18 protein-coding genes and 1 tRNA gene are annotated in these 19808 nt (G+C 67.0%); 9 read left to right on the top strand and 10 right to left on the bottom strand.

Going from position 1 to position 19808, the window contains the following annotated elements:
- Positions 1 to 45: 45 nt before the first annotated feature.
- The 9 genes from FB459_RS02070 to FB459_RS02115 all read right to left on the bottom strand — a co-directional run bounded on the left by FB459_RS02070 (position 46) and on the right by FB459_RS02115 (position 11177).
- Positions 46 to 666 carry an aminodeoxychorismate/anthranilate synthase component II gene (locus FB459_RS02070; RefSeq protein WP_141927296.1) on the bottom strand — a complete coding sequence of 207 codons (621 nt, stop codon included), beginning with the start codon at positions 664 to 666 and terminating at the stop codon, positions 46 to 48.
- A gap of 25 nt (positions 667 to 691) precedes the next feature.
- A complete protein-coding gene (gene pknB / locus FB459_RS02075; RefSeq protein WP_170221649.1) occupies positions 692 to 2626 on the bottom strand; it encodes a Stk1 family PASTA domain-containing Ser/Thr kinase in 1935 nt (644 codons plus the stop codon).
- A gap of 2 nt (positions 2627 to 2628) precedes the next feature.
- Positions 2629 to 4086, bottom strand: coding sequence for a serine/threonine-protein kinase (locus tag FB459_RS02080; protein ID WP_141927297.1), 1458 nt, complete (start codon positions 4084 to 4086; stop codon positions 2629 to 2631).
- Positions 4086 to 5537: a peptidoglycan D,D-transpeptidase FtsI family protein gene (locus FB459_RS02085; protein WP_141927298.1), complete on the bottom strand. Its 1452-nt coding sequence runs from the start codon at positions 5535 to 5537 to the stop codon at positions 4086 to 4088. Before FB459_RS02085 ends, FB459_RS02080 begins: the two co-directional genes overlap by 1 nt.
- Positions 5534 to 6910 carry an FtsW/RodA/SpoVE family cell cycle protein gene (locus FB459_RS02090; protein ID WP_425472368.1) on the bottom strand — a complete coding sequence of 459 codons (1377 nt, stop codon included), beginning with the start codon at positions 6908 to 6910 and terminating at the stop codon, positions 5534 to 5536. Before FB459_RS02090 ends, FB459_RS02085 begins: the two co-directional genes overlap by 4 nt.
- A complete protein-coding gene (locus FB459_RS02095) occupies positions 6898 to 8217 on the bottom strand; it encodes a PP2C family protein-serine/threonine phosphatase (RefSeq protein ID WP_141927299.1) in 1320 nt (439 codons plus the stop codon). The genes FB459_RS02090 and FB459_RS02095 overlap by 13 nt, the downstream gene beginning before the upstream one ends.
- 3 nt (positions 8218 to 8220) lie before the next feature.
- Positions 8221 to 8685 carry an FHA domain-containing protein FhaB/FipA gene (locus FB459_RS02100; protein ID WP_129626442.1) on the bottom strand — a complete coding sequence of 155 codons (465 nt, stop codon included), beginning with the start codon at positions 8683 to 8685 and terminating at the stop codon, positions 8221 to 8223.
- The gene (locus FB459_RS17680) at positions 8682 to 9767 is read right to left on the bottom strand and encodes an FHA domain-containing protein (RefSeq protein WP_246092284.1); all 1086 of its coding nucleotides are present in this window, start codon (positions 9765 to 9767) and stop codon (positions 8682 to 8684) included. The genes FB459_RS02100 and FB459_RS17680 overlap by 4 nt, the downstream gene beginning before the upstream one ends.
- Before the next feature lie 276 nt (positions 9768 to 10043).
- Entirely contained in the window at positions 10044 to 11177 is a 1134-nt protein-coding gene (locus FB459_RS02115) for a DUF2207 domain-containing protein (protein WP_141927300.1), read from the bottom strand.
- 350 nt (positions 11178 to 11527) lie between these two features.
- Between FB459_RS02115 and FB459_RS02120 the strand changes: the two genes are divergently transcribed.
- From FB459_RS02120 to FB459_RS02140, 5 genes are all read left to right on the top strand, one after another.
- A tRNA-Leu gene (locus FB459_RS02120) sits at positions 11528 to 11611 on the top strand.
- Between the two features lie 293 nt (positions 11612 to 11904).
- Positions 11905 to 13128 carry an acyl-CoA dehydrogenase family protein gene (locus FB459_RS02125; protein ID WP_129627736.1) on the top strand — a complete coding sequence of 408 codons (1224 nt, stop codon included), beginning with the start codon at positions 11905 to 11907 and terminating at the stop codon, positions 13126 to 13128.
- Positions 13125 to 13790 carry a TetR/AcrR family transcriptional regulator gene (locus FB459_RS02130; RefSeq protein WP_239702767.1) on the top strand — a complete coding sequence of 222 codons (666 nt, stop codon included), beginning with the start codon at positions 13125 to 13127 and terminating at the stop codon, positions 13788 to 13790. Before FB459_RS02125 ends, FB459_RS02130 begins: the two co-directional genes overlap by 4 nt.
- Positions 13791 to 14137: 347 nt before the next feature.
- The gene (locus tag FB459_RS02135) at positions 14138 to 15088 is read left to right on the top strand and encodes an NADPH:quinone oxidoreductase family protein (RefSeq protein WP_141927301.1); all 951 of its coding nucleotides are present in this window, start codon (positions 14138 to 14140) and stop codon (positions 15086 to 15088) included.
- A 253-nt stretch (positions 15089 to 15341) separates the two neighbouring features.
- Positions 15342 to 15998 (top strand): alpha/beta hydrolase family protein, encoded by a 657-nt coding sequence (locus FB459_RS02140; protein ID WP_141927302.1) that lies wholly within the window; start codon positions 15342 to 15344, stop codon positions 15996 to 15998.
- Here FB459_RS02140 and FB459_RS02145 read toward each other — a convergent pair.
- The gene (locus tag FB459_RS02145) at positions 15973 to 16782 is read right to left on the bottom strand and encodes a hypothetical protein (RefSeq protein ID WP_129627745.1); all 810 of its coding nucleotides are present in this window, start codon (positions 16780 to 16782) and stop codon (positions 15973 to 15975) included. The two genes, FB459_RS02140 and FB459_RS02145, sit on opposite strands and share 26 nt — an antisense overlap.
- Positions 16783 to 16816: 34 nt before the next feature.
- Between FB459_RS02145 and FB459_RS02150 the strand changes: the two genes are divergently transcribed.
- From FB459_RS02150 to ppk2, 4 genes are all read left to right on the top strand, one after another.
- Positions 16817 to 17116 carry a hypothetical protein gene (locus FB459_RS02150; RefSeq protein ID WP_129627748.1) on the top strand — a complete coding sequence of 100 codons (300 nt, stop codon included), beginning with the start codon at positions 16817 to 16819 and terminating at the stop codon, positions 17114 to 17116.
- 220 nt (positions 17117 to 17336) lie between these two features.
- Positions 17337 to 17933, top strand: coding sequence for a DoxX family protein (locus FB459_RS02155; RefSeq protein ID WP_239702772.1), 597 nt, complete (start codon positions 17337 to 17339; stop codon positions 17931 to 17933).
- A 170-nt stretch (positions 17934 to 18103) separates the two neighbouring features.
- Complete coding sequence (locus FB459_RS02160; protein WP_141927303.1) at positions 18104 to 18613, top strand: pyridoxamine 5'-phosphate oxidase family protein; 510 nt, start codon at positions 18104 to 18106, stop codon at positions 18611 to 18613.
- A gap of 227 nt (positions 18614 to 18840) precedes the next feature.
- Positions 18841 to 19722 carry a polyphosphate kinase 2 gene (ppk2, locus tag FB459_RS02165; RefSeq protein WP_141927304.1) on the top strand — a complete coding sequence of 294 codons (882 nt, stop codon included), beginning with the start codon at positions 18841 to 18843 and terminating at the stop codon, positions 19720 to 19722.
- Positions 19723 to 19808 lie beyond the last annotated feature (86 nt).

The raw sequence follows: 19808 nt of genomic DNA on the forward strand, positions 1-19808 counted from the left end.
ATGTTGTGGAAAGTGTCGTCTGTGACGACAGTGGCGCGCGGCGGCTCAGTGGACGAGCGGGGCCAGCCCGGTCGAACGCTCGACAGCGTCCGACATGCCGCACTCGGCGAGCCAGTTGGCCAGCATCCGGTGACCACCCTCGGTGAGCACGGACTCGGGGTGGAACTGCACCCCGTGCAGCGGCAGATCGCGGTGCTTGACCGCCATCACAATCCAGTTCTCGGTGCGGCCGGTGACGAGGAGTTCGTCCGGCACGGTGTCGGACTCGATCGCTAGCGAGTGGTAGCGCGTCGCGGTGAACGGCGAGGGCAGACCCGCCAGCACACCGGTGCCGTCGTGGACGATGCGTGAGGTTTTGCCGTGCAGCAGTTCAGGGGCGCGGCTGACCACGCCGCCGTAGACCACACCCAGCGCCTGGTGACCCAGGCACACTCCGAACATCGGCTGGGCCCGGTCGGCGCAGGCACGGATCATGTCCATCGACACCCCGGCGGCCTCCGGCGTCCCCGGTCCGGGCGAGACCAGCACCCCGTCGAACTCCGCCGCCTGATCGGTGGTCACGGCGTCGTTGCGGCGCACATCGCACTGCGCACCCAACTGTTCGAGGTACCCGACGATCGTGAAGACGAAGCTGTCGTAGTTGTCGACGACGAGGATGCGGGTCATGCCCCGAATTCTAGATCGGAAGCGGTCACCGGTTGGGCGGGGTTTGCGGGGTGGACGGCGTCGAGGGCTTGGGCGGGGTCGACGTCGGTGACGGCGGCGCCGTCGAGGTGGGTGACGGCGACGACGTCGGGCTGGACGTCGACGAAGGCGTGGACGTCGGGCTCGAGGACGTCGGGCTCGAGGTCGGCGAGGATGTGGAGCTGGTCGTCGTCGTCGTCGTCGTCGTCGTCGACGACGGCGGCGGCGGGTTGACCGTCACCGTCGAGGAGCGGGTGTAGACCGAGATCGCGATCCGGGAGTTCACCGCGACCTTCTTGCCGGCGTCCGGCACGTCCTGCACCTTGTCCCAGAGGTCCGAGTTGGACGTCGGCACGGAGGTCGGCGGATCGGCCGGCTGCAGGTGCGCCTTCGCCAGTGCCTGCTGGGCGGCGAAGAAGTTCATGCCCTCCAGGTTGCTCGGCACGGTGACCTTGCCGCTGCTGAGCTTCAGCGTGATCGTCTGGGTCGGCGGCGCTGCGCTGTTCTCGATGGGGTCGGTGGACGTCACCTGTCCCTCGGCGTACTCGGTGTCGTCGACCCGGGTCGGATCAACGGCCACCTTGTCGAAACCGTTGTCGCCCAGGATCTTTCTCGCCTGCTGCTCGGTCTTCCCGACCACGGACGGCACAGTGCGCACGTTGGGACCACCGGACAGGTCGACGGTGACCGTCGATCCGGATTCGGCCGGCTCACCACCGTTCGGACGCTGCGCGACCACGGTGTCGAGGGTCGCGTCGCTGGTCACCTTTCGGAAACTGGGAACGAAGCCGGCGTTGCGGAGCGTCTGGTCGGCTGCCTGCTCGGTGAACCCGCGCACCGATGGCACCGAGGCCAGCTTGGTCTCGTCCTGACCGTTCATCACCAGGTAGCCGACGCCGAGGATGGCCAGCAGCGCGGCGATGACGGCTGCGGTCCACAGACCGACGTGATTCGGGCGCCGACCGCGGTCGGCGATCTCGCGGGTGCTGTCACGGCGCGGTTGCTCCACCGGAGCGGGCGCCTTCGCGGCGGCGGCGGCGGCGCCACCGGCAGCCGCAAGGCTTGCGGTGGCCGCCGCCGAGACCGGCGTGTTCGTCCGAGCGTTCTGCAGATCGGCCCGGAAGTCGCCGGCGGTCTGGTAGCGACCTTCGCGCGGCTTCTCCAGCGAATGCATCGCGACGGCGTCCATCGGCTTGGGCACCGTCGGCTCGTAGGACGACGGGGGCGCCGGACGGTCGCTGATGTGCTGGTAGACCAGGCTGACCGGCTCACCGACGAACGGCGTTCTGCCGCAGAGCAGTTCATAAAAGACGCAGCCTGCCGAGTACAGGTCGGAGCGTTCATCGACCTGGTCGCCCTTGGCCTGCTCGGGGGAGAGGTACCGCGCCGTGCCGACGACGGCCTGAGCGGACGTCATCGTGGCACCGACATCGGCCAGGGCGCGGGCGATGCCGAAGTCCATCACCTTCACCTGGCCGCCGCGGGTCAGCATCACGTTGGCCGGTTTGATGTCGCGGTGCACGATTCCGCGACTGTGCGAGTACTCCAGGGCCGACAGGATGCCCTGCGTGATGCGGGCGGCCTCGTCCGGGGACAGGTGACCCTCGGCGTTGAGCACGTCGCGCAGCGTGTCGCCGTCCACGTACTCCATCACGATGTACGGCACGCCGATCTCGGCGCCACCGGTCTCGGTGTAGGTCTCCTCGCCGGAGTCGTACACGGCGACGATCGCGTGATGATTCAGTCCGGCTGCCGACTTCGCCTCGCGCCGGAAACGGGTCAGGAAGGTGCTGTCGCGAGCCAGGTCGGAACGCAGCATCTTGATCGCGACCGGACGCCCGAGGCGCGTGTCGTGACCCAGGTGCACTTCGGCCATGCCGCCGCGTCCGATGAGTTCACCGACCTCGTAGCGGCCGCCGAGCAGGCGGGGAGCTTGCGTCATCGCTAGTTGATGTTCCCTTGGTCGCTGGGGGTCTCGCTGTTGCCGTCGTCGTTGTTGTCGTTCTGCTGTTGCTGCTGTGTCTCGGTGGGGTTTTTCGGCGGAGTGACCTTGCCGCCCTGGTTGAGTACCACGACGAGGACGACGATGAGCAGCAGCAGCGCCACCACACCGCCGAGGATCTTCATGAACAGGCTCTTGGAGATGCCGAGCCCGGCGAAGTCGTCGTTGTTGTTGTTGTTCGTGACGGTCGACGACCCGCCGCTGGACGGCTGCAGCCGCTTGTCCTTAAGCGTCGCCGGGGACGACGCCGCGAACCTCGAGGTGTTGTTCGGACCCGACGTGCTTGCCTGCGGCCCGGACGTCGGCGCGTTGGGACCGCTCGGGTCGCCCTTGAAACCGGCTGCTGCCGGGTGACCGGACGGCGGAGCCGACGGCCCGGTGGGTGCCGGGTGGTGCGAGACCTCCTGGCGTCCGGGAAGCGGGCCGCCGATGTTGCCGTGCTGTGGTCCGGAGCCGCCCGAGTGCGGACCGGATGCCGGGCCCGGGTGGGGAGAGTTCTGAGGTGAGTGCGGGCCGGACGATCCGGCTTGGCCGCCCGGGGTCTGCTTGGGTGCCCGCTTGTTCGGGTCGAAGCCCATCCGGGTGGAGTCGACCACGGACTGACGCAGGGCGCGGGAGAACTCCGCGGCCGAGTCCGGGCGCAGCGCCGGGTTCTTCTCCAGCGTCGCGAGGATGATCGCGCGCACCGGCGGCGGCACTTCCTGCGGCATCTGCGGCGGCGTTTGGTTGACGTGTGCGAGCGCCAGGGTGACGGGGCTGTCGGACTCGAACGGACGGCGTCCGGTGACCATCTCGTAGGCGATGATGCCGAGTGCGTACACGTCGACCAGGCCGGTGACCTCGTGGCCGAGCGCGGCCTCGGGGGCGAGGTATTGCGCGGTGCCCATCACCTCACCGGTCTTGGTCATCGCGGCCGACCCGATCGCGCGGGCGATACCGAAGTCGGTGAGCTTCACGATGCCGTCGGCGGTGACCAGCATGTTCGCCGGTTTCACGTCACGGTGGATCAACCCGCTGCGGTGCGCGGCCTGCAGCGCGGACGCTGCCTGCGCCAGCAGCCCGGCGGTGTCGGCGGCCGAGATCGGTGCGTTCTCGGCGATGATCTTGGACAGTGGCATGCCCGGGACGTACTCCATCACCAGGTAGGCGGTGCCGTCGTCCTCGCCGTAGTCGTACACCTGCGCCACGTTGCCGTGGGTCAGCGCCGCCGACAGTCGGGCCTCGTTGCGGAACCGCTCGGTGAAGCCGATCTCGTCGGTCAGCCCGTCCTTGAGCAGCTTGAGCGCGACCGTGCGCCCGAGCACCTGGTCGGTGGCTTTCCACACCTCACCCATGCCGCCCGCGGCGATGCGGTCGGTGAGCTCGTACCGTCCCCCCAGTACGTCTCCGGTTCGGTTCATTAATTGACCACCGCTTCCATCACTGCCTTTGCGATCGGTGCTGCGACCGATCCTCCGGATGCTTCCTGTCCTGCTGTTCCACCGTCTTCGACGACGACCGCCACGACCACCTTCGGGTCGTTCGCCGGGGCGAACCCGGTGAACCACACATCGGCGTTGACGCCCGGAGCGGTCTCGGCCGTTCCGGTTTTTCCTGCAACCTCCACATTCGGGATCTGCGCTCGCCGACCGGTTCCGGTGTCGACGACCTTCTTCATCATGTCCTTCAACTGGGTCGCGACGTCGCTTCCGATCGCGTCGGAGAAAACCGACGGGTCGGTCGACTGCACGACGTCGAGGTTCTTGTCGCGCACGGTCTGCACCAGGTAAGGACGCATGACCTTGCCGCCGTTGGCGATCCCGGCCGAGACCATCGCCATCTGCAGCGGGGTGGCGCGCACGTCGAACTGTCCGATCGAGGACTGCGCCAACTGCGCCTGTTGCAGGTTGCCGGGGAAGGTGGAGGGGGTGACGTTCATCGGGATCGTCAACTGCTGGCCGAACCCGAACTTCGTCGCCTGCTGACGCACCTTGTCCTGCCCGAGGTCCATGCCCAGACCGGCGAACGCGGTGTTGCAGCTGATCTCGATCGCGTGCTCGAGTGTCGTCCTGTCGTTCGGGCCGCACGCGCGTCCGGTGACGTTCGGCAGCGGCCGGACGACGCCGGGCAGCTTGATCGCGGCCGGTGCGTCGAGCTCGGAATCCGGCTTGTACTTGCCCGATTCCAGGGCAGCGGCGGCGGTGACGAGCTTGAACGTGGAGCCGGGCGGGTAGAGGTTGCCGCCGATGACCCGGTTGATCATCGGCTGGTTCTTCGCCGTGGTCAGCTGCTTCCAGTTGTCCTGTACCGCGTTCAGGTCGTGCGTCGACAACAGGTTGGGGTCGTACGTCGGGCTGGTGACCATTGCCAGGATCGCCCCGGTCTTGGGGTCCATCGCGATGACGGCGCCGCGCTGGTTGCCCAGTGCGTTGCGGGCGGCCTGCTGCACCTTGGCCCGGATCGTCAGGTCGACGCTGGCTCCCTGCGGCTCCTTGCCGGTGAGGATCTCGGGCAACTGCCGGTAGAACAACTTGTCCGAGCTGCCCGACAGCAGGTCGTTGTACCCGCGCTCGACGCCGCTCGTGCCGTAGATGAAGGAGAAATAGCCGGTGGCGGCGGCGTACGTCGACCCCTGCGGGTAACTGCGCTGCCACTTGAAGTCGTTGTCGACCGGCTTGCTGACCGCGACCGCGTTGCCGTCGACCAGGATCGAGCCGCGTTCCTTGGCGTACGACTTCAGCAACGCACGCCGGTTGCCGGGCTTCTCGTTGTAACTCTTCGCCTGGACGAACTGGATCATCGTGCTCGCGAGGAGCAGCGCCGCGAACATTGCCATCACCACGAACGACAGCCGCCGGATCGGAGTATTCATCGAATCCTCACCGCCTGCGTCATCTCGTCCGAGACGTCCTTCGACTCGAACATCGGACGTCGTGCCTGGTCACTGATCCGCAGCAACAGTGCCACGAGCATCCAGTTGGCCAGCAACGACGACCCGCCGGCTGCGAGGAACGGTGTGGTCTGTCCGGTGAGCGGAATGACGCGGGTGACCCCGCCGATGACCACGAAGCACTGCAACGCGATCGAGAACGCGAGGCCGGACGCGAGCAGCTTGCCGAAGCCGTCGCGGGCGGCGAGCGCGGTGCGAAGTCCGCGTTCGACGAACAGGCCGTAGAGCATGAGGATCGCCATGACCCCGATGAGGCCGAGTTCCTCGCCGAAGCTGGCGAAGATGAAGTCGGAGTTCGCGAAGTAGGTGATCTCCGGGTGGCCTTTGCCCAGGCCGGTACCGGTGAGACCGCCGCTGGCCATACCCATCAGGCCCTTGGCGTTCTGGTCGGACAGGCCCTCGGTGAACGGGTCGAGCCACAGTTGCACGCGCACCTGGAAGTGGGCGAACAGTTGGTAGGCGACGAAGCAGCCGAGCAGGAACATCCCCAGACCGATGATGATCCACGAGCGGCGCTCGGTGGCGATGTAGAGCATCGCGACGAAAAGCCCGAAGAACAGCAGCGAGGTACCGAGGTCGGACTCGAACACCAGCACCGCCAGCGAGGCGAGCCAGGCGACGATGATCGGGCCCAGGTCGCGGGCGCGCGGCAGCGGGAAGCCGAGGACGCGCTTGCCGACCAGCGACAACGCGTCCCGGGTCTGCACCAGGTAGGAGGCGAAGAAGACGACCGCGCACAGCTTGGCGATCTCACCGGGCTGGAAACTGAACGGTCCCAGCCCGATCCAGATGCGGTTGCCGTTGATGTTGCGTCCGATGACGGGCAGCAGCGGCATCATCAGCAGGACGATGCCGGCCAGGCCGAAGGTGAAGGTGTAGCGCCGCAGCCGGCGGTGGTCGCTGATCACGAACAGCAGCGCGATCGCCGCACCGATGGCGACCGCGCTCCAGACCAGCTGACGAAGCGCCGAACCCTCCAGCAGTCCGTTGGTCTTGGAGGAGTTGAGGTCGAGCCGGTGGATCATCACCAGGCCGAGACCGTTGAGCAGGGTCGCGATCGGCAGCAACGTCGGGTCGGCGTACGCCGCCTTCCACCGCAGCACGAGGTGGAAAACGATTGCGATCACTGCGAATCCGCCACCGATCGGCAGCAGATCGACGGGCAGGCTGCCCTCCATCGCCAGCCCCACATTGGCGTACGCCAACAGCACCACCGCGATCGCAAAGATCAGCAGCACCAGTTCGGTGCCGCGGCGGGTGCGGGGATTCTGGCCGGTGACGGTCACGACGCGCAGTTGCTCCCGGACGTGTCGGCCTTGCAGCGCTCGAGCTGCTTCTGCAGGTCGGCGACGACGCGCTGGGCGTCGGCCTTGTCCTTGGCGGTCATCGTGTTGTTGACCTTGTCGCGGTAGAAGCCCGGCAGGTCCTTGACCTGGAGGTTCGTCGTCGACTCGATGCTCGACAGGCGCACCGGACCGAGGTCCTGCGGCACGCCCTTGAAGATCGCGACCTTCCCGCTGTTTGCTCCCACGTAGTACTGACTCTGCGTCCAGTTGTAACCGAGCAGCGCGCCGGCGACGGCCATCGCGATCAGCACCGCGCCGAGACCGAACCAGCGCAGCTTGCCGCCCTTGTTCGGCTTCTCCTCGGCCAACTGCGGCAGGCCGTGGGTTTCACCACCGTCGTCGTAGTCGTCGTCCGGGTGGACCGGCTGCGGGGGCGCGGGCTGCCGCGCGGTCTCCCGCTGCAGCGCTGCCGCCTTCTCGGCCGGGGTGCGGGGTTCCTGCGGTTGTTCCTGTGTCTCGTCGTCCTCGTGACCGATCGCCCGGTCGGCGGCTGCGCCGACGATCTGCGGGGTGCTGGAGATCGGGTCCTTGCCGTCGACGACCTCGGCCACGACGACCGTCACGTTGTCGCGGGTGGACGCCTTCAGCGCGATCTCGATCAGCCGGTCGGCGATGTCGCCGGGCGAACCCGGCGAGGTCATGATGCCCTCGATCGTCGAACGCGCCACGTAGTCCGACAACCCGTCGGAGCAGATCAGCAACCGGTCGCCACGCTGCGCCTCGCGCATGGAGATGTCCGGGTCGTCGTCCTCGCGTCCGGTCAGCACCCGGGTGACCATCGAGCGCTGCGGGTGGTGCTCGGCCTCTTCGGGGGTGATACGGCCCTCGTCCAGCAGCGCCTGCACGAACGAGTGGTCCTTGGTCAGCTGGGTGAACACGCCGTCGCGGACGAGGTAGGCGCGGCTGTCGCCGATGTTGGCCATGGCCAGCTTCGTGCCGGAGCGGATGAACGCGATGAGCGTGGTGCCCATGCCCTCGGTGTCGAGGTCGGTGTCCATCATCTGCCGCAACCGGTCGTTGGCCCGGCGCACGGCCTGGCGCAACTGGTGGGCGGCCTCGTCCGCGCCCCACGACTCGCCGTCGAGAGTCATCAGTTCGGCGACGACGGTCGCGCTCGCGGTGTCGCCGGCGGCGTGTCCGCCCATGCCGTCGGCGAGGACGAGCAGGTCAGGGGAGGCGAACGCGGAGTCCTCGTTGCGGGTCTTGGACCCCAGGCCCAGATTCGACCGGGCAGCGAAGCGCAAGGCGATGGGCATGTCTTACTTCCTGACTTCGAGCACCGTGGTGCCGATCCGGATGTGGGATCCCTCGTGCAACGGCACGTGTTCGCCGATGCGCTGCGGGCCGACGAAAGTACCGTTGGTGGATCCGAGGTCGTCGACGAACCACTGGTCGCCTTCGGGGTACACGCGCGCGTGCCGGCCGCTGGCGAACTCGTCCGACAGCACCAGGCTGCACTCGGGGTTGCGACCGATGAGCACGCCGTTCTCGGTCAGCGGCACGGTGATGCCGCGCATGTGCCCGTCGACCACGGCCAGGTGGGTGGGGCCGCGCCGCTTGGGGGCGCGTCCGGCCGCCGGTGCGGCGACGGGACGCGAGGCGCCGCGGGTGACCGTGCGGGCGCCGTACAGGTCACCGCGCAGGACGCCGACGATGCTGAACACGAAGGCCCACAACAACGCCAGCAGTCCCAATCGGATTGCGGTGATGGTCAATTCGCTCATCGACGTTTGCCCTGCCGGAAGATGATCGACGTGCGGCCGACCGTGATGCGGTCGCCCTCGTCGAGGTGGACGCTGGTGACCCGTTCGCCGTTGAGGAACGTGCCGTTCGTGGAGCCCAGGTCGGACAAGCTCGCTACCAGGTGCGGACCGTCGTTCGTGACCCGAACTTCGCTGTGCCGCCGCGAGACTCCGCTGTCGTCGAGCACGATGTCGACGTCGTCGTCGCGGCCGATGATGGTGATCGCGCCCATCAGCGGGTAGCGGTCGCCGTCGATGTCGAGGTAGGGACGCTGCCGGTAGCTGCGCGGCGCGGCCGGACTGGGGGTCCACGGCGCCGGACGCTCGGGCTGCTCCTCGTAGTACTCCGCGGGCTGTTCGTACTGGTCCTGGTGATCCGACTGGTTGCGTCGGACGAAGGCGTGGCCGAACTCGTCCTCTTCTTCTTCCCAGCCGTGGGCGTCCTGGGCCCTGTCGTTGGAGTCCACGTCCCGGTCGTCGGCGTCCTCGTGCGACCGGCCGGTGTAGGTGTCGTGCGCCCCACCCGCGCGGTGGGTGACGGCTGCGCTGCGATCGTCGAACTCGGGATCGTGCTTGCGGCGCCGCATACCCGGAAGGGCGAACCCGCCGGCCGGCTTACGACTCGGCTCCGGCTCGGGAGCGTCGGTCGGCGCCTCATGCAGGGGCTCCGGATCGGGTTGCTGCACCGCCTGGCGAGCGATCGAGGGACGCACCTTGAACACGCCCGTCTCGAGCGCGTCGTTCTCGGTGAAGTTGACCGTGAGCGGCCCGCCCGGGGTGTACCGCTGCGTCTCGGCGTGCTCGGCGGCGCTCGCCTTCAACTCATCGACCAGCGCGGCCTGGTAGGCGGTGAGGTGTTCGTGGTCGGTGCTGCTGAGCTCGATGTCGAACATGTTCGGCACGATCGGACGCTTGTTCTTGCCGGCGCTGGTGGCGCGGTCGTCCATGGCCCGGCGCATCGCGCTCGCGAGCTCGACCGGCTGGACCTCGGCGCGGAACGCCTTGGCGAACGCACTGTTCACCCCGGACTCGAGGCGCTTTTCGAGCTTGTCGAACAAGCCCATGTGGTCGCCCTCCTTGTCGCGGCGGTCCCGGCCTGTGATGCGTGTGACTGCTGTGATCCACGAGTCGAGCCCGCGCGGCAGTCACGTCATCGTAACGAGGGCACCAACGATTGGCGGGTTCCCATCAGTTTCCGTGTTGCCCCGCGGCTTCGACACTGCCCGCAGGCGCCGACACCAGTGCGAGGACGAACGACCAGCCACCACACGAGCGTCGTGTCGAAAAGATCGAGACCACGTCACGACGAACGAATACCCAGCCACTCGACCCGGACGACCTCAGCTCCCGCCGCCGCAGCCCCCGCCGCCACCGCAGCTCGACCCGCTGCACGAGCTCGAACTTCCACAACTGGCTCCACTCGAGCAGCTGCTCCAACCCCCACCGGACGAGCCACCGTCCGACCCGCCCGAGCCGCCACCGATGTCTCCACCGAACGAGTCCATCGACGAACCGAAGTCGCCGATGCCGTCGGTCAGTCCACCGATCGAGTCGCCGAACCCGTCGAACCCGCTGTCGAAGAACCCGCCGTCGAACCCACCGTCCCCGAAGCCACCGAAGTCCACGCCGCCGAACCACGCGAGGTCCGTCCCCCAGGTGCTGAGGATGACGGCGTCCGTCGCCCCGACGCTGCCGTCACCGATCCCGGCGTTGCGGGCGACGTCCTTGAAGACCTTCGCCCAGTGCTCGGCCTCACCGAGCGCGATGGCCCACGGCAGATAGCGGCTGAAGATCGAAGCGGCCTGCTCTACACGGATCTGGTCGGCCTCGGCGGTCTTGAGGTACTGGTGGAACTGGTCGGTCTGCGCCTGCAGCGCCGTCCGGATCGGGTGACGCTCGAACCGGTTCCCGGCGCCGATGGCCACGTCGGCGTCCTTGTTCATGCAGTCGCGGACGATCTGACCGACGCCTGCACGGGCACGCCGGCTGAGGGCGTCCATCGCGGTGGCGTCGCCCGGGTTGCCCTGCGGAAACGCCATCAGCATGAGTTCGTGCGGGGCGCCGACCAGCTGGCTCGCGTCTTTGTTCGTACGGGTCAGATTCCAGTCGGTGTTCGAACGCCGGCGCGACTGGTCTGCATTCGGGTCCTTGTCGATGCGGATGTACCCGGCCACGGCCAGGTCGACGACGAGGGCGCCGAAGTCACGTCCGCCGACTCCCTTCGGCCCGAGCGCGCCGGTCATCCACGACAGGATTCGCTCCGGCGGCTCGAACCTGGGCGGCGGCGGGTTGGGCAAAAGGTTCTTGGACGACACGAATTGCGTCGGGTGCGCGTCCGGGTTGGCCGGAATCACTCCCGGAGCCACCCCGTCGAAGACCGGAACCTTCGAGTTCTTGGCGTTCAGAGCCTTCAGCCCGAACACGACGGCAACGACGATGAGGATGCACAGCACTACCCCGATGACCGGATCCATGCGCCCGATCCTGACACGTTGCCCGGAATTCACGCACGAAAGCGCGACGATCGCGCGTTACGACGGAGTACAGACGCGTACCTCGGCGTAACGCGCGTCCGTAGCTCCTTCGTCCGTGCCTGCCGCGAACTCATCTGACCGATCTCCACAGGTACCTCCCACCCATCCGCCCACCAGCCCGCGCCGGACACCGGTTGAACAGGCGACCGTTACACATGTCTCAACATGTTCTCCCCACTTATCCACACTGTTCTCCACAGTTGTGAGTAGCCAGTGTGAGAGTGCTCACCCGGACGGGAAACAACTCGATTTGTGTCAGGGACCTCGACAAGGCAAACTTGGGTGGTCTCGCGCGAGTGGCGGAATAGGCAGACGCGCACGGTTCAGGTCCGTGTGCCCGAAAGGGCGTGGGGGTTCAACTCCCCCCTCGCGCACGCGAAGACCGAAGGGCGGATCCTCTTGAGGATCCGCCCTTCGTCGTATAGCGCTCGTAGAGCACGGCCGCCAACAGATCGAGGTCTCCCACGCCGGTGGACGAGGTCTCCAAGGTGGTCGAGTAGGTGCGGAGCGTCAGCGGAGTGCCGCGATCGAGACCAGGTGAGGGTCGCTGGGACGCAACCACACAGCTCGAGAAGCCCGGAGATCATCCACCTGATTCCAGCCGCCACCTTGAACCTGAATCCGGATTCAGGTAAGACTGGAGGAAACCACCGACGAGAGGCGAACCATGTTCGAACCCAGTGAGCGCGGCCAGGAGTACCGGGAGAAGTTGCTGTCCTTCATGGACGAGTACGTCTACCCGGCCGAGAGCGTGTACCACGAGCAGATGGTGACGTCCGGCGACGTCAACCACCACCCGCAGGTGCTGGAGGACCTCAAGGCCGAGGCACGCGACCGCGGTCTGTGGAACCTGTTCCACCCGCACAAGGAGTGGGGCCCCGGCCTGTCGAACCTCGACTACGCGCACCTCGCCGAGGTCATGGGACGCAGCATCGAGCTCGCACCTGAGGCGACGAACTGCAACGCGCCCGACACCGGCAACATGGAGGTGCTGACTCTCTTCGGCACCGACGAGCACAAGGAGAAGTGGCTCAAGCCGCTCCTCGACGGCAAGATCGCCTCGGCCTTCGCGATGACCGAGCCGGCCGTCGCCAGCTCGGACGCCACCAACATCGAGACGCAGATGGTTGCCGACGGTGACGAGTACGTCATCAACGGCCGCAAGTGGTGGACCTCCAACGCCCTGCACAAGAACTGCAAGGTCCTCATCGTGATGGGCAAGACCGATCCGTCGGCCGAGAAGCACCGCCAGCAGTCGATGATGGTCGTCCCGCTCGACACCCCCGGTGTGAAGGTCGTCCGCGGCCTGCCGGTCTTCGGCTACCAGGACCGCGAGGGTCACGCCGAGGTCATCTTCGAGGACGTCCGCGTCCCGAAGTCGGCGCTGCTGGCCGGTGAGGGTGACGGCTTCATGATCAGTCAGGCACGTCTCGGTCCGGGCCGAATTCACCACTGCATGAGGGCAATCGGTGTCGCCGAGCGCGCCCTCGACCTGATGATCGACCGCGCCCAGTCGCGCGTCACCTTCGGTCAGCCGATCGCCAACCGCTCCAACATCCAGGACTGGATCGCCGAGTCGCGCATGGAGATCGAGATGGCCCGCCTGCTCACCCTGAAGGCGGCGTACCTGATGGACACCGTCGGCAACAAGGGCGCCCGCACCGAGATCTCCGCGATCAAGGTCGTCGCACCGAACGTCGCGCTCAAGGTCATCGACCGCGCGATCCAGGTGCACGGCGGCGGCGGCGTGAGCGACGACTTCCCGCTGGCGAAGATGTACGCCCACATGCGCACCCTGCGTCTGGCCGATGGCCCGGACGAGGTGCACAAGATGACGATCGCCCGCCAGGAACTGCGTCGCCGCGACGCCAACTGGGGCAAGAAGTCGTGACCGCGGCGCGCTCGGCCTCGTTGCCGGCGCTGGTCGACCCGTCGATGGTCGGCGTCCAACCGCAGACACCGCGCGGCCGCCGGACGCGGGATAACCTCGTCCGTGCGGCCCGCACCGTCTTCGAACGCGACGGGTACGTCGACTCGCGCCTGGTCGACATCGTGGCCGAGGCGCAGTGTTCGATCGGCACGTTCTACACCTGGTTCGACGGCAAGGACGAAGTGTTCGCGGCGGTGCTGCACGAGGCTCAGGCCGACATGCTGCACCCCGGCACCGGACGCATCGCCCCGGCCGACGACCCGGTGGCGATCATCGCCGAGAGCAATCGGGCCTATTTCGAAGCGTTTTCACGTAACGCGCGGCTGAACCAGTTGCTCGGGCAGGTGGCCTCGGTCGACCCGCGTTTCCGCGATCTGCGTAAAGCGAGGGCGGACGCGTTCATCGACCGCAACACCCGCGCGATCCGTGACCTGCAGAAACGCGGCCTCGCGGACGCCGAGCTGGACGCCCGGATCGCGGCCACCGCGCTCTCGGGCATGGTCTCCCGCCTGGCGAACGACTCCTACCTGTTCGACGACAACACCCCGGTCGACGCGCTGGTCACCACCGCCACGAGACTCTGGACCAACGCCCTCGGCCTCACCATGCCCACGTACAGGTGACCGTGTTCCGCACCAGGTCTCGATCGCGCTCGGTCGGTAGCCCTCCCTCACTACTCGACCGGCGGTCTGCCCCACGCCGGCCGAGTCGCCCAGTGCCGACGATCGCGCTGGTTGAGCCCGACCGACGCCGACAATCGCGCTGGTTGAGCCAGGCTGATACCGACGATCCGGTTGGTTGAGCCAGGCTGATACCGACGATCCGGTTGGTTGAGCCAGGCTGATACCGACAATCCCGCTGGTTGAGCCAGGCTGATGACGAAGGAATCAGCCTGCGCCGAAACCTCGTGCGCGAACGAAGCGACTTCAGCAGCAATCAGGTCCCACAACGACATTCACGAAGGAAGACCATGAAGGCCATTCAGATCACCACCCTCGACGGACCCGACGCCCTCGAATTCAACGAGCTGCCCGACCCGTCCGGCGACGACAAGGTCGTCATCGACGTGAAGGCGGCCGGCGTCGCCTTCCCCGAACTCCTGCAGACCCGTGGCCTCTACCAGATGAAGCCGGAAACGCCCTTCGTCCCGGGCGCCGAGGTCGCCGGCATCGTCGAGTCCGCCCCCGAAGGGAGCGGCTTGTCCCAGGGCGACCGCGTGGCAGCGCTCCCGCTGCTCGGCGGGTTCGCGCAGAAGGTCGCCGCCGACCCGTTGATGACCTTCAAGCTGCCCGACTCGGTCGGTTTCGAGGAAGGCGCGTCCTTCCTGTTCAACTACTGCACCGCCTACTTCGGACTCGTCGAACGCGGGCAGCTCGCCGAGGGTGAGACCGTCCTGGTGCACGGCGCCGCCGGCGGCATCGGCACCGCGTCCATCCAGGTCGCCAAGGCCTTCGGCGCCGGACGAGTGATCGCGGTCGTCTCGACCGATGCCAGGGGTGAGGTCGCCAAGCAGGCCGGCGCGGACGAGTACGTGCTCGCCGAGGGATTCAAGGACGCGGTCGGCAAGTCGGCCGACGTCGTCGTCGACCCAGTGGGCGGTGACCGCTTCACCGACTCGCTTCGTTGCCTGAAGGACGACGGACGCATCCTGGTCATCGGATTCACCGCCGGTTCGATTCCCGAGGTGAAGGTGAATCGCCTTCTGCTGAACAACATCTCGGTCGTCGGCGTCGGCTGGGGTGCGTACGCGTTGACGCGTCCGGGGCACATCGCCAAGGAGTGGGAGGCGCTGCGCCCGCACCTGGAGAGCGGCGTCCTGAAGCCCATCGTGGGCGACACCTACCCCCTCAAGCAGGCAGCCGAGGCGCTGAAGTCGCTGGAGACCCGCACGGTCACCGGCAAGGTCGTATTGCTGGCCTGAGTCAGGTGAACAGAACGCTGACCGGAATCCGCCGTGGTGAAGACATTCATCGCGGACCGGCGAGAACACGTCTTCCGAGCGCACCACGGCGGCGGACGCAGCCGCGTCCATCATGCGTGAGACGACGTCCCGGGCGGGCCTGTCGAGCGCAGACAAGGCCAAGCTGGACCGACGAAGCCGACCCGCGCTCGGTTGGTCGCGACGAAGGGGTCCGCATCGCGGGTCGGCGTCGCCGGCCTGCGATAGTCGGACAATGCCGGACGACATCGACCTCGACGACGCGATGGATGCGGTCCGCCAGGGACGCGTTCGCGTCACCGGACGCACCCGAGCCATCGCACTCCTGCTCCACGGCGGGCGCGCAACGGAGTTGCAGCCCAAGCGTTTTCGCGACATCTCCTACCTACGGATGCTCCCCTTCGCGTCGGCCGTCCGGCGGGTGTCGAGGGGCCGGGTCGCCCCGGTGCTGGTGCACAACACGCACGGTGGCTGGGTGGCGCAGTCCGGGAGCGGAGTCGTCCAGGCCCGTGAACTCGTCCGCCGGTTGCATGCCGAGTACGACCTGCCGATCGTGCTGCTGGGTCACTCCAGCGGGGGGTGGGCGGCGATCCGCGCCGGACGCGAGAAGTCGGTGATCGGCAGCGTCGCCCTTGCGCCCTGGGTGGCCGACGACGAACACGCAGAACCGTTGCGCGAGAAAATCGTTCGAGTCATCCACGGTGAGAACGACACCGTCTGCTCGCCCGCGAAAGCGCGCCGGTTCGTCGAACGGCTCCAGGCACTAGGGGCAGACGCGACCTACACCGAGGTGCCCGGCGGCGGTCATGCGTTGATCGACAAACCGTGGCGCTGGCACAACCTCGCCGCGAGCGCTGTCACCGAGATCAGCTCGGAACGCAGCTCTCGATAGGCGTGGTTTCGCAGGTGTCCCACGGCCGGTAGCCGGTGACCATCCACCGACCGCTCTGCTTGGTAACGGTCAAGGTCGCGTACCAGACGTTGTCGGTGTGGTTCTCGCCCACTTCGGCCACGCACGTCCACGGGGTGCCGCCCTTCGGCGTGCACGTGTCGTAGACGACGTTCTCGATCCCGCCGCTGTCGGTGCCACGAATCGCCGCGGGCGTTCCGTACTGAGCGGCCTTGGTCTCGTTCTTCGCTCCGATCGCACGCAGGAACGCGTTCGCAGTGCCGACCTGGTCGAGGCCAGAGGCGGCCGGGGACGAGGCGGCGGACACCTTCGTCGCGGTGGCAAACCACGCCTTGCGGATCGAGACCTTCTTCATCGCGCCGTTGCCGGTTGCTGCATCGGCAGTCCACGCCGCTGCGCTTCGGTCGAAGCTGCTCGGGAGCGGGTCTGCGCTGGAACGCGCGAACAAGCCGCGGCCGTCGGCGCAGGAGTACCAGGACAACCGCTGGTCCGGGCGCGGCGGGTGGTGCGCATGGCTGACCACCTCACAGCGCACGCCGTCACTCAACTGGACGGCGAACGGAGAGGCCGATGCCGGTGCTTTCACCGCACTGCCGTCCGGAGTGTCGATCAGCGCCAGCTCACGGTTGAACGCGGAGTGCAGACATGCGGACGTTCCATCGCTCAGTGGCCAGCAGGCGTTCAGGCCCTGTGCGTTCGAGCCGCAGTGGAAGATGCCGTCGGCGATCGCGAAACCTGACGGGTCTGTGTAGCCGCCGCAGCCCATCGAGTCGCGGCGCGTCGTCCATCCGGGTGCGAGGGTGCCCGAGGTCGTACGTGGGTTGATGCCGACGATCTCGGTACGCCCACCGGATGTGCTGCTGGGCGTCGACGATGCGGACGAGCTCGGCGAGGCCAAGGAGGTCAAGGCGGAGGATGACGTAGGCCTCGGCGACCCGGTCGTCGTCGAGGCGCTCGAGGTGCTCGACCCGGTCGCGCTCGCCGAACTTGCCGGCGATGACTTCGTCGCGGCGTCGTTCGAACCACCGTTGCAACCACTCAGCACCAGCACCGCCGCGGCCGTTGCTCCCAGCATGCGTCGCTTCACGTGTCCCCCTTGATCGTGGCCCCCCTTGAAGGGCTCTGCATCTGGATCGTATTGCTCGGCACTGACACCCTCCGGGCAACGGCCGACACGCCGCCTCGAACTTCGCTCGTCCGACACCGACACGACGCACCGAGGCAATGGATTGGCCACTTACGCGGCGTAGTACTACCATTTATAGTAGGTAGGGCGAACCGCCCCGGATCGCCCACCACCCCGTGGGAGGGATGTTGGCCATGAGCAACACGACAGACCGCGGAGTTGACGAAGGACACGACCGCGCAGGGCGTCGCGACCACGACGCAACCGACCGCGCGGTGACGTTCCAGGAGGACGTCGTCCGATCCCCGATCGCTCGCTGGCTGCTGAGCATCCTGCGGATCATCCTCGGCTTCTTCTTCCTGTGGCCGTTCCTGGACAAGCTGTTCGGCCTCGGTTACGCGACGCCCGAAGCACGCGCCTGGGTCAACGGCGGCAAGCCGGCGCAGGGATTCATGAAGAACGCGGAGGGCCCGTTCGGCGACTTCTTCAAGAACATCGCCGGCACGTGGTCCGACTGGCTGTTCATGGCCGGCCTCGCCGGTATCGGCATCGCGATGCTCTTCGGCGCGGGCCTGAAGCTCGCCGCCTGGTCGGGCACGCTGCTGCTCTTCCTCATGTACCTCGCAGAGTTCCCGATCGGCCAGTCCGGCAAGGGCTTCACGAACCCGGTCTTCGACAGCCACTGGCTCGAGGCACTCGGACTCCTGGTGGTCGCCTACACGTTCTCCGGCGACAAGCTCGGACTCGGACGCTGGTGGGGACGCAAGGTCGGCAACGGCATCCTGCGCTGACCGCGCCTGCGAAGAGCCGCACCCAATAACGACCGGTTCCCTTGACTACAGCCGTAGTGAAGGGAGCCGGTCGTCATTACGTCCATTTCTCTAGCGCCAGGGCTCCACGTACGTCTGCGGGCAGGCACTTGCGTCCGGTTCGTCCTTCTTGATCATTGCGTTCCCCTTAATTGGCGTGTCGGAGGCCCGACCCCGCGCAGGGACCGGCGCACGACGTCCCGACGTTCGTCGAGATGGTCAAGGACGAGCGCACCTGCATGTTCACCTCGGTCGACGCCGACGGCACGATCATCAGCCGTCCGATGGCGGTGCAGAAGGTGGACGACGACGGGACGCTGTGGTTCATGGCGTTCGCCGACTCCCCGAAGATCGACCAGCTCGCCATGCACCCGCAGGTGAACATCGCGTTCGTCAGCGGCACGTCGTGGGTATCGGCCAGTGGCACAGGCGAACTGGTCGACGACGTCACGAAGAAGAAGGAGCTGTGGAACCCGTTCGCGCAGGCCTGGTTCCAGCGGGAGCCGGAGAGCCCTGAGGTCGCGTTGATCCGGGTGAACGTCACCGGCGGTGAGTTCTGGGATTCGCCCAGCAAGCCCGCGCAGCTGTTCGGCATGGTCAAGGGCGCGGTCACCAAGCAGCGTCCGGACGACGGCGAGAACGCCAAGCTCGACCTCGCCTGAGGCGGGCCACAAAGACCTCAGCCGTCGCGCTTCCCACTCCGGGGTTGGGGAGTGCGCGGCTGAGTATCTTTCGCGCTGAACGGCACCGCCCGTGTGCTGACTCGTCCTCTGCGATCGGCCGTCTCCGCAATCGAATCGGTGCCGGACGCGCACATGGTGAGACGGATGCCACTCACCGGTCGGCCCAATTGGCAACAGACAGCGGGCCGCAATGGCACGATCGGAACATGGCCAAGAAGACTGCGAGCGGCATGGTCCGCATGGACAAGGACCTCTACGAAGAGGAGTTGGAGCGACTCCAGGCTCAGCTGGTGGCGATGCAGGAGTGGGTCAAGGAGACCGGTGCCCGTGTCGTCGTCATCTTTGAGGGCCGGGACGCAGCCGGCAAGGGTTCGGCGATCAAGCGCATCACCGAGTACCTCAGCCCGCGCGTTGCTCGCGTCTCCGCGCTGCCCGCACCGTCCGACCGCGAGAAGACGCAGTGGTACTTCCAGCGCTACATCCAGCACCTGCCGGCCGCCGGCGAGATCGTCATCTTCGACCGCTCCTGGTACAACCGCGCCGGCGTAGAGCATGTGATGGGGTTCTGTACGGAGGAGCAGTACGAGCGCTTCCTGGTGCAGGCGCCGATCTTCGAGCAGATGCTGATCGACGACGGCATCATCCTGTTGAAGTACTGGTTCTCGGTGTCGGACGTTGAGCAGGAGGCGCGCTTCAAGTCGCGTCACAGCGACCCGATGCGGCAGTGGAAGCTGTCCCCGATGGACCTCGAGTCGATCACCCGCTGGGAGGCCTACTCACAGGCCAAGGACCAGATGTTCGCTGCCACCGACCGCTCGCAATCGCCTTGGTACGTGGTCGAATCCGAGGACAAGCGCGCGTCCCGCATCAACGTGATCGCGCACCTGCTGTCGATGATTCCGTGGGAGTACGTGAAGGTGAAGGTGCCGTCGATCCCGGAGCGCCCCGCACCTGTCGGCTACACCCGCCCGCCCCGTACCTCCCAGACCTACGTCCCCGACCACGCAGGTGAGGTGAACAAGTTGGGCAAGGTCACTGAGAAGCCGATCACGAAGGCGACCAGCAAGAAGGCGGCCAAGAAGAAGTAGTCCACGCGCCGAAACCAGGCTGACGTTCGACGCCCGCCCGACCGCGCGCGTCCGAGTAAGAACTTCGCAAAGAAACGCACTCACCC

The sequence above is a fragment of the Yimella lutea genome, assembly GCF_006715095.1.
Classification (GTDB): Bacteria; Actinomycetota; Actinomycetes; order Actinomycetales; family Dermatophilaceae; genus Yimella; species Yimella lutea.

What these genes read in the sequence shown, in the direction of transcription:
- FB459_RS02070 (WP_141927296.1), bottom strand. Translation starts at nt 666, where the DNA reads ATGACCCGCATCCTCGTCGTCGACAACTACGACAGCTTCGTCTTCACG.
- pknB (WP_170221649.1), bottom strand. Translation starts at nt 2,626, where the DNA reads ATGACGCAAGCTCCCCGCCTGCTCGGCGGCCGCTACGAGGTCGGTGAA.
- FB459_RS02080 (WP_141927297.1), bottom strand. Translation starts at nt 4,086, where the DNA reads ATGAACCGAACCGGAGACGTACTGGGGGGACGGTACGAGCTCACCGAC.
- FB459_RS02085 (WP_141927298.1), bottom strand. Translation starts at nt 5,537, where the DNA reads ATGAATACTCCGATCCGGCGGCTGTCGTTCGTGGTGATGGCAATGTTC.
- FB459_RS02095 (WP_141927299.1), bottom strand. Translation starts at nt 8,217, where the DNA reads ATGCCCATCGCCTTGCGCTTCGCTGCCCGGTCGAATCTGGGCCTGGGG.
- FB459_RS02100 (WP_129626442.1), bottom strand. Translation starts at nt 8,685, where the DNA reads ATGAGCGAATTGACCATCACCGCAATCCGATTGGGACTGCTGGCGTTG.
- FB459_RS17680 (WP_246092284.1), bottom strand. Translation starts at nt 9,767, where the DNA reads ATGGGCTTGTTCGACAAGCTCGAAAAGCGCCTCGAGTCCGGGGTGAAC.
- FB459_RS02115 (WP_141927300.1), bottom strand. Translation starts at nt 11,177, where the DNA reads ATGGATCCGGTCATCGGGGTAGTGCTGTGCATCCTCATCGTCGTTGCC.
- FB459_RS02125 (WP_129627736.1), top strand. Translation starts at nt 11,905, where the DNA reads ATGTTCGAACCCAGTGAGCGCGGCCAGGAGTACCGGGAGAAGTTGCTG.
- FB459_RS02135 (WP_141927301.1), top strand. Translation starts at nt 14,138, where the DNA reads ATGAAGGCCATTCAGATCACCACCCTCGACGGACCCGACGCCCTCGAA.
- FB459_RS02140 (WP_141927302.1), top strand. Translation starts at nt 15,342, where the DNA reads ATGCCGGACGACATCGACCTCGACGACGCGATGGATGCGGTCCGCCAG.
- FB459_RS02145 (WP_129627745.1), bottom strand. Translation starts at nt 16,782, where the DNA reads ATGGGCTGCGGCGGCTACACAGACCCGTCAGGTTTCGCGATCGCCGAC.
- FB459_RS02155 (WP_239702772.1), top strand. Translation starts at nt 17,337, where the DNA reads ATGAGCAACACGACAGACCGCGGAGTTGACGAAGGACACGACCGCGCA.
- ppk2 (WP_141927304.1), top strand. Translation starts at nt 18,841, where the DNA reads ATGGCCAAGAAGACTGCGAGCGGCATGGTCCGCATGGACAAGGACCTC.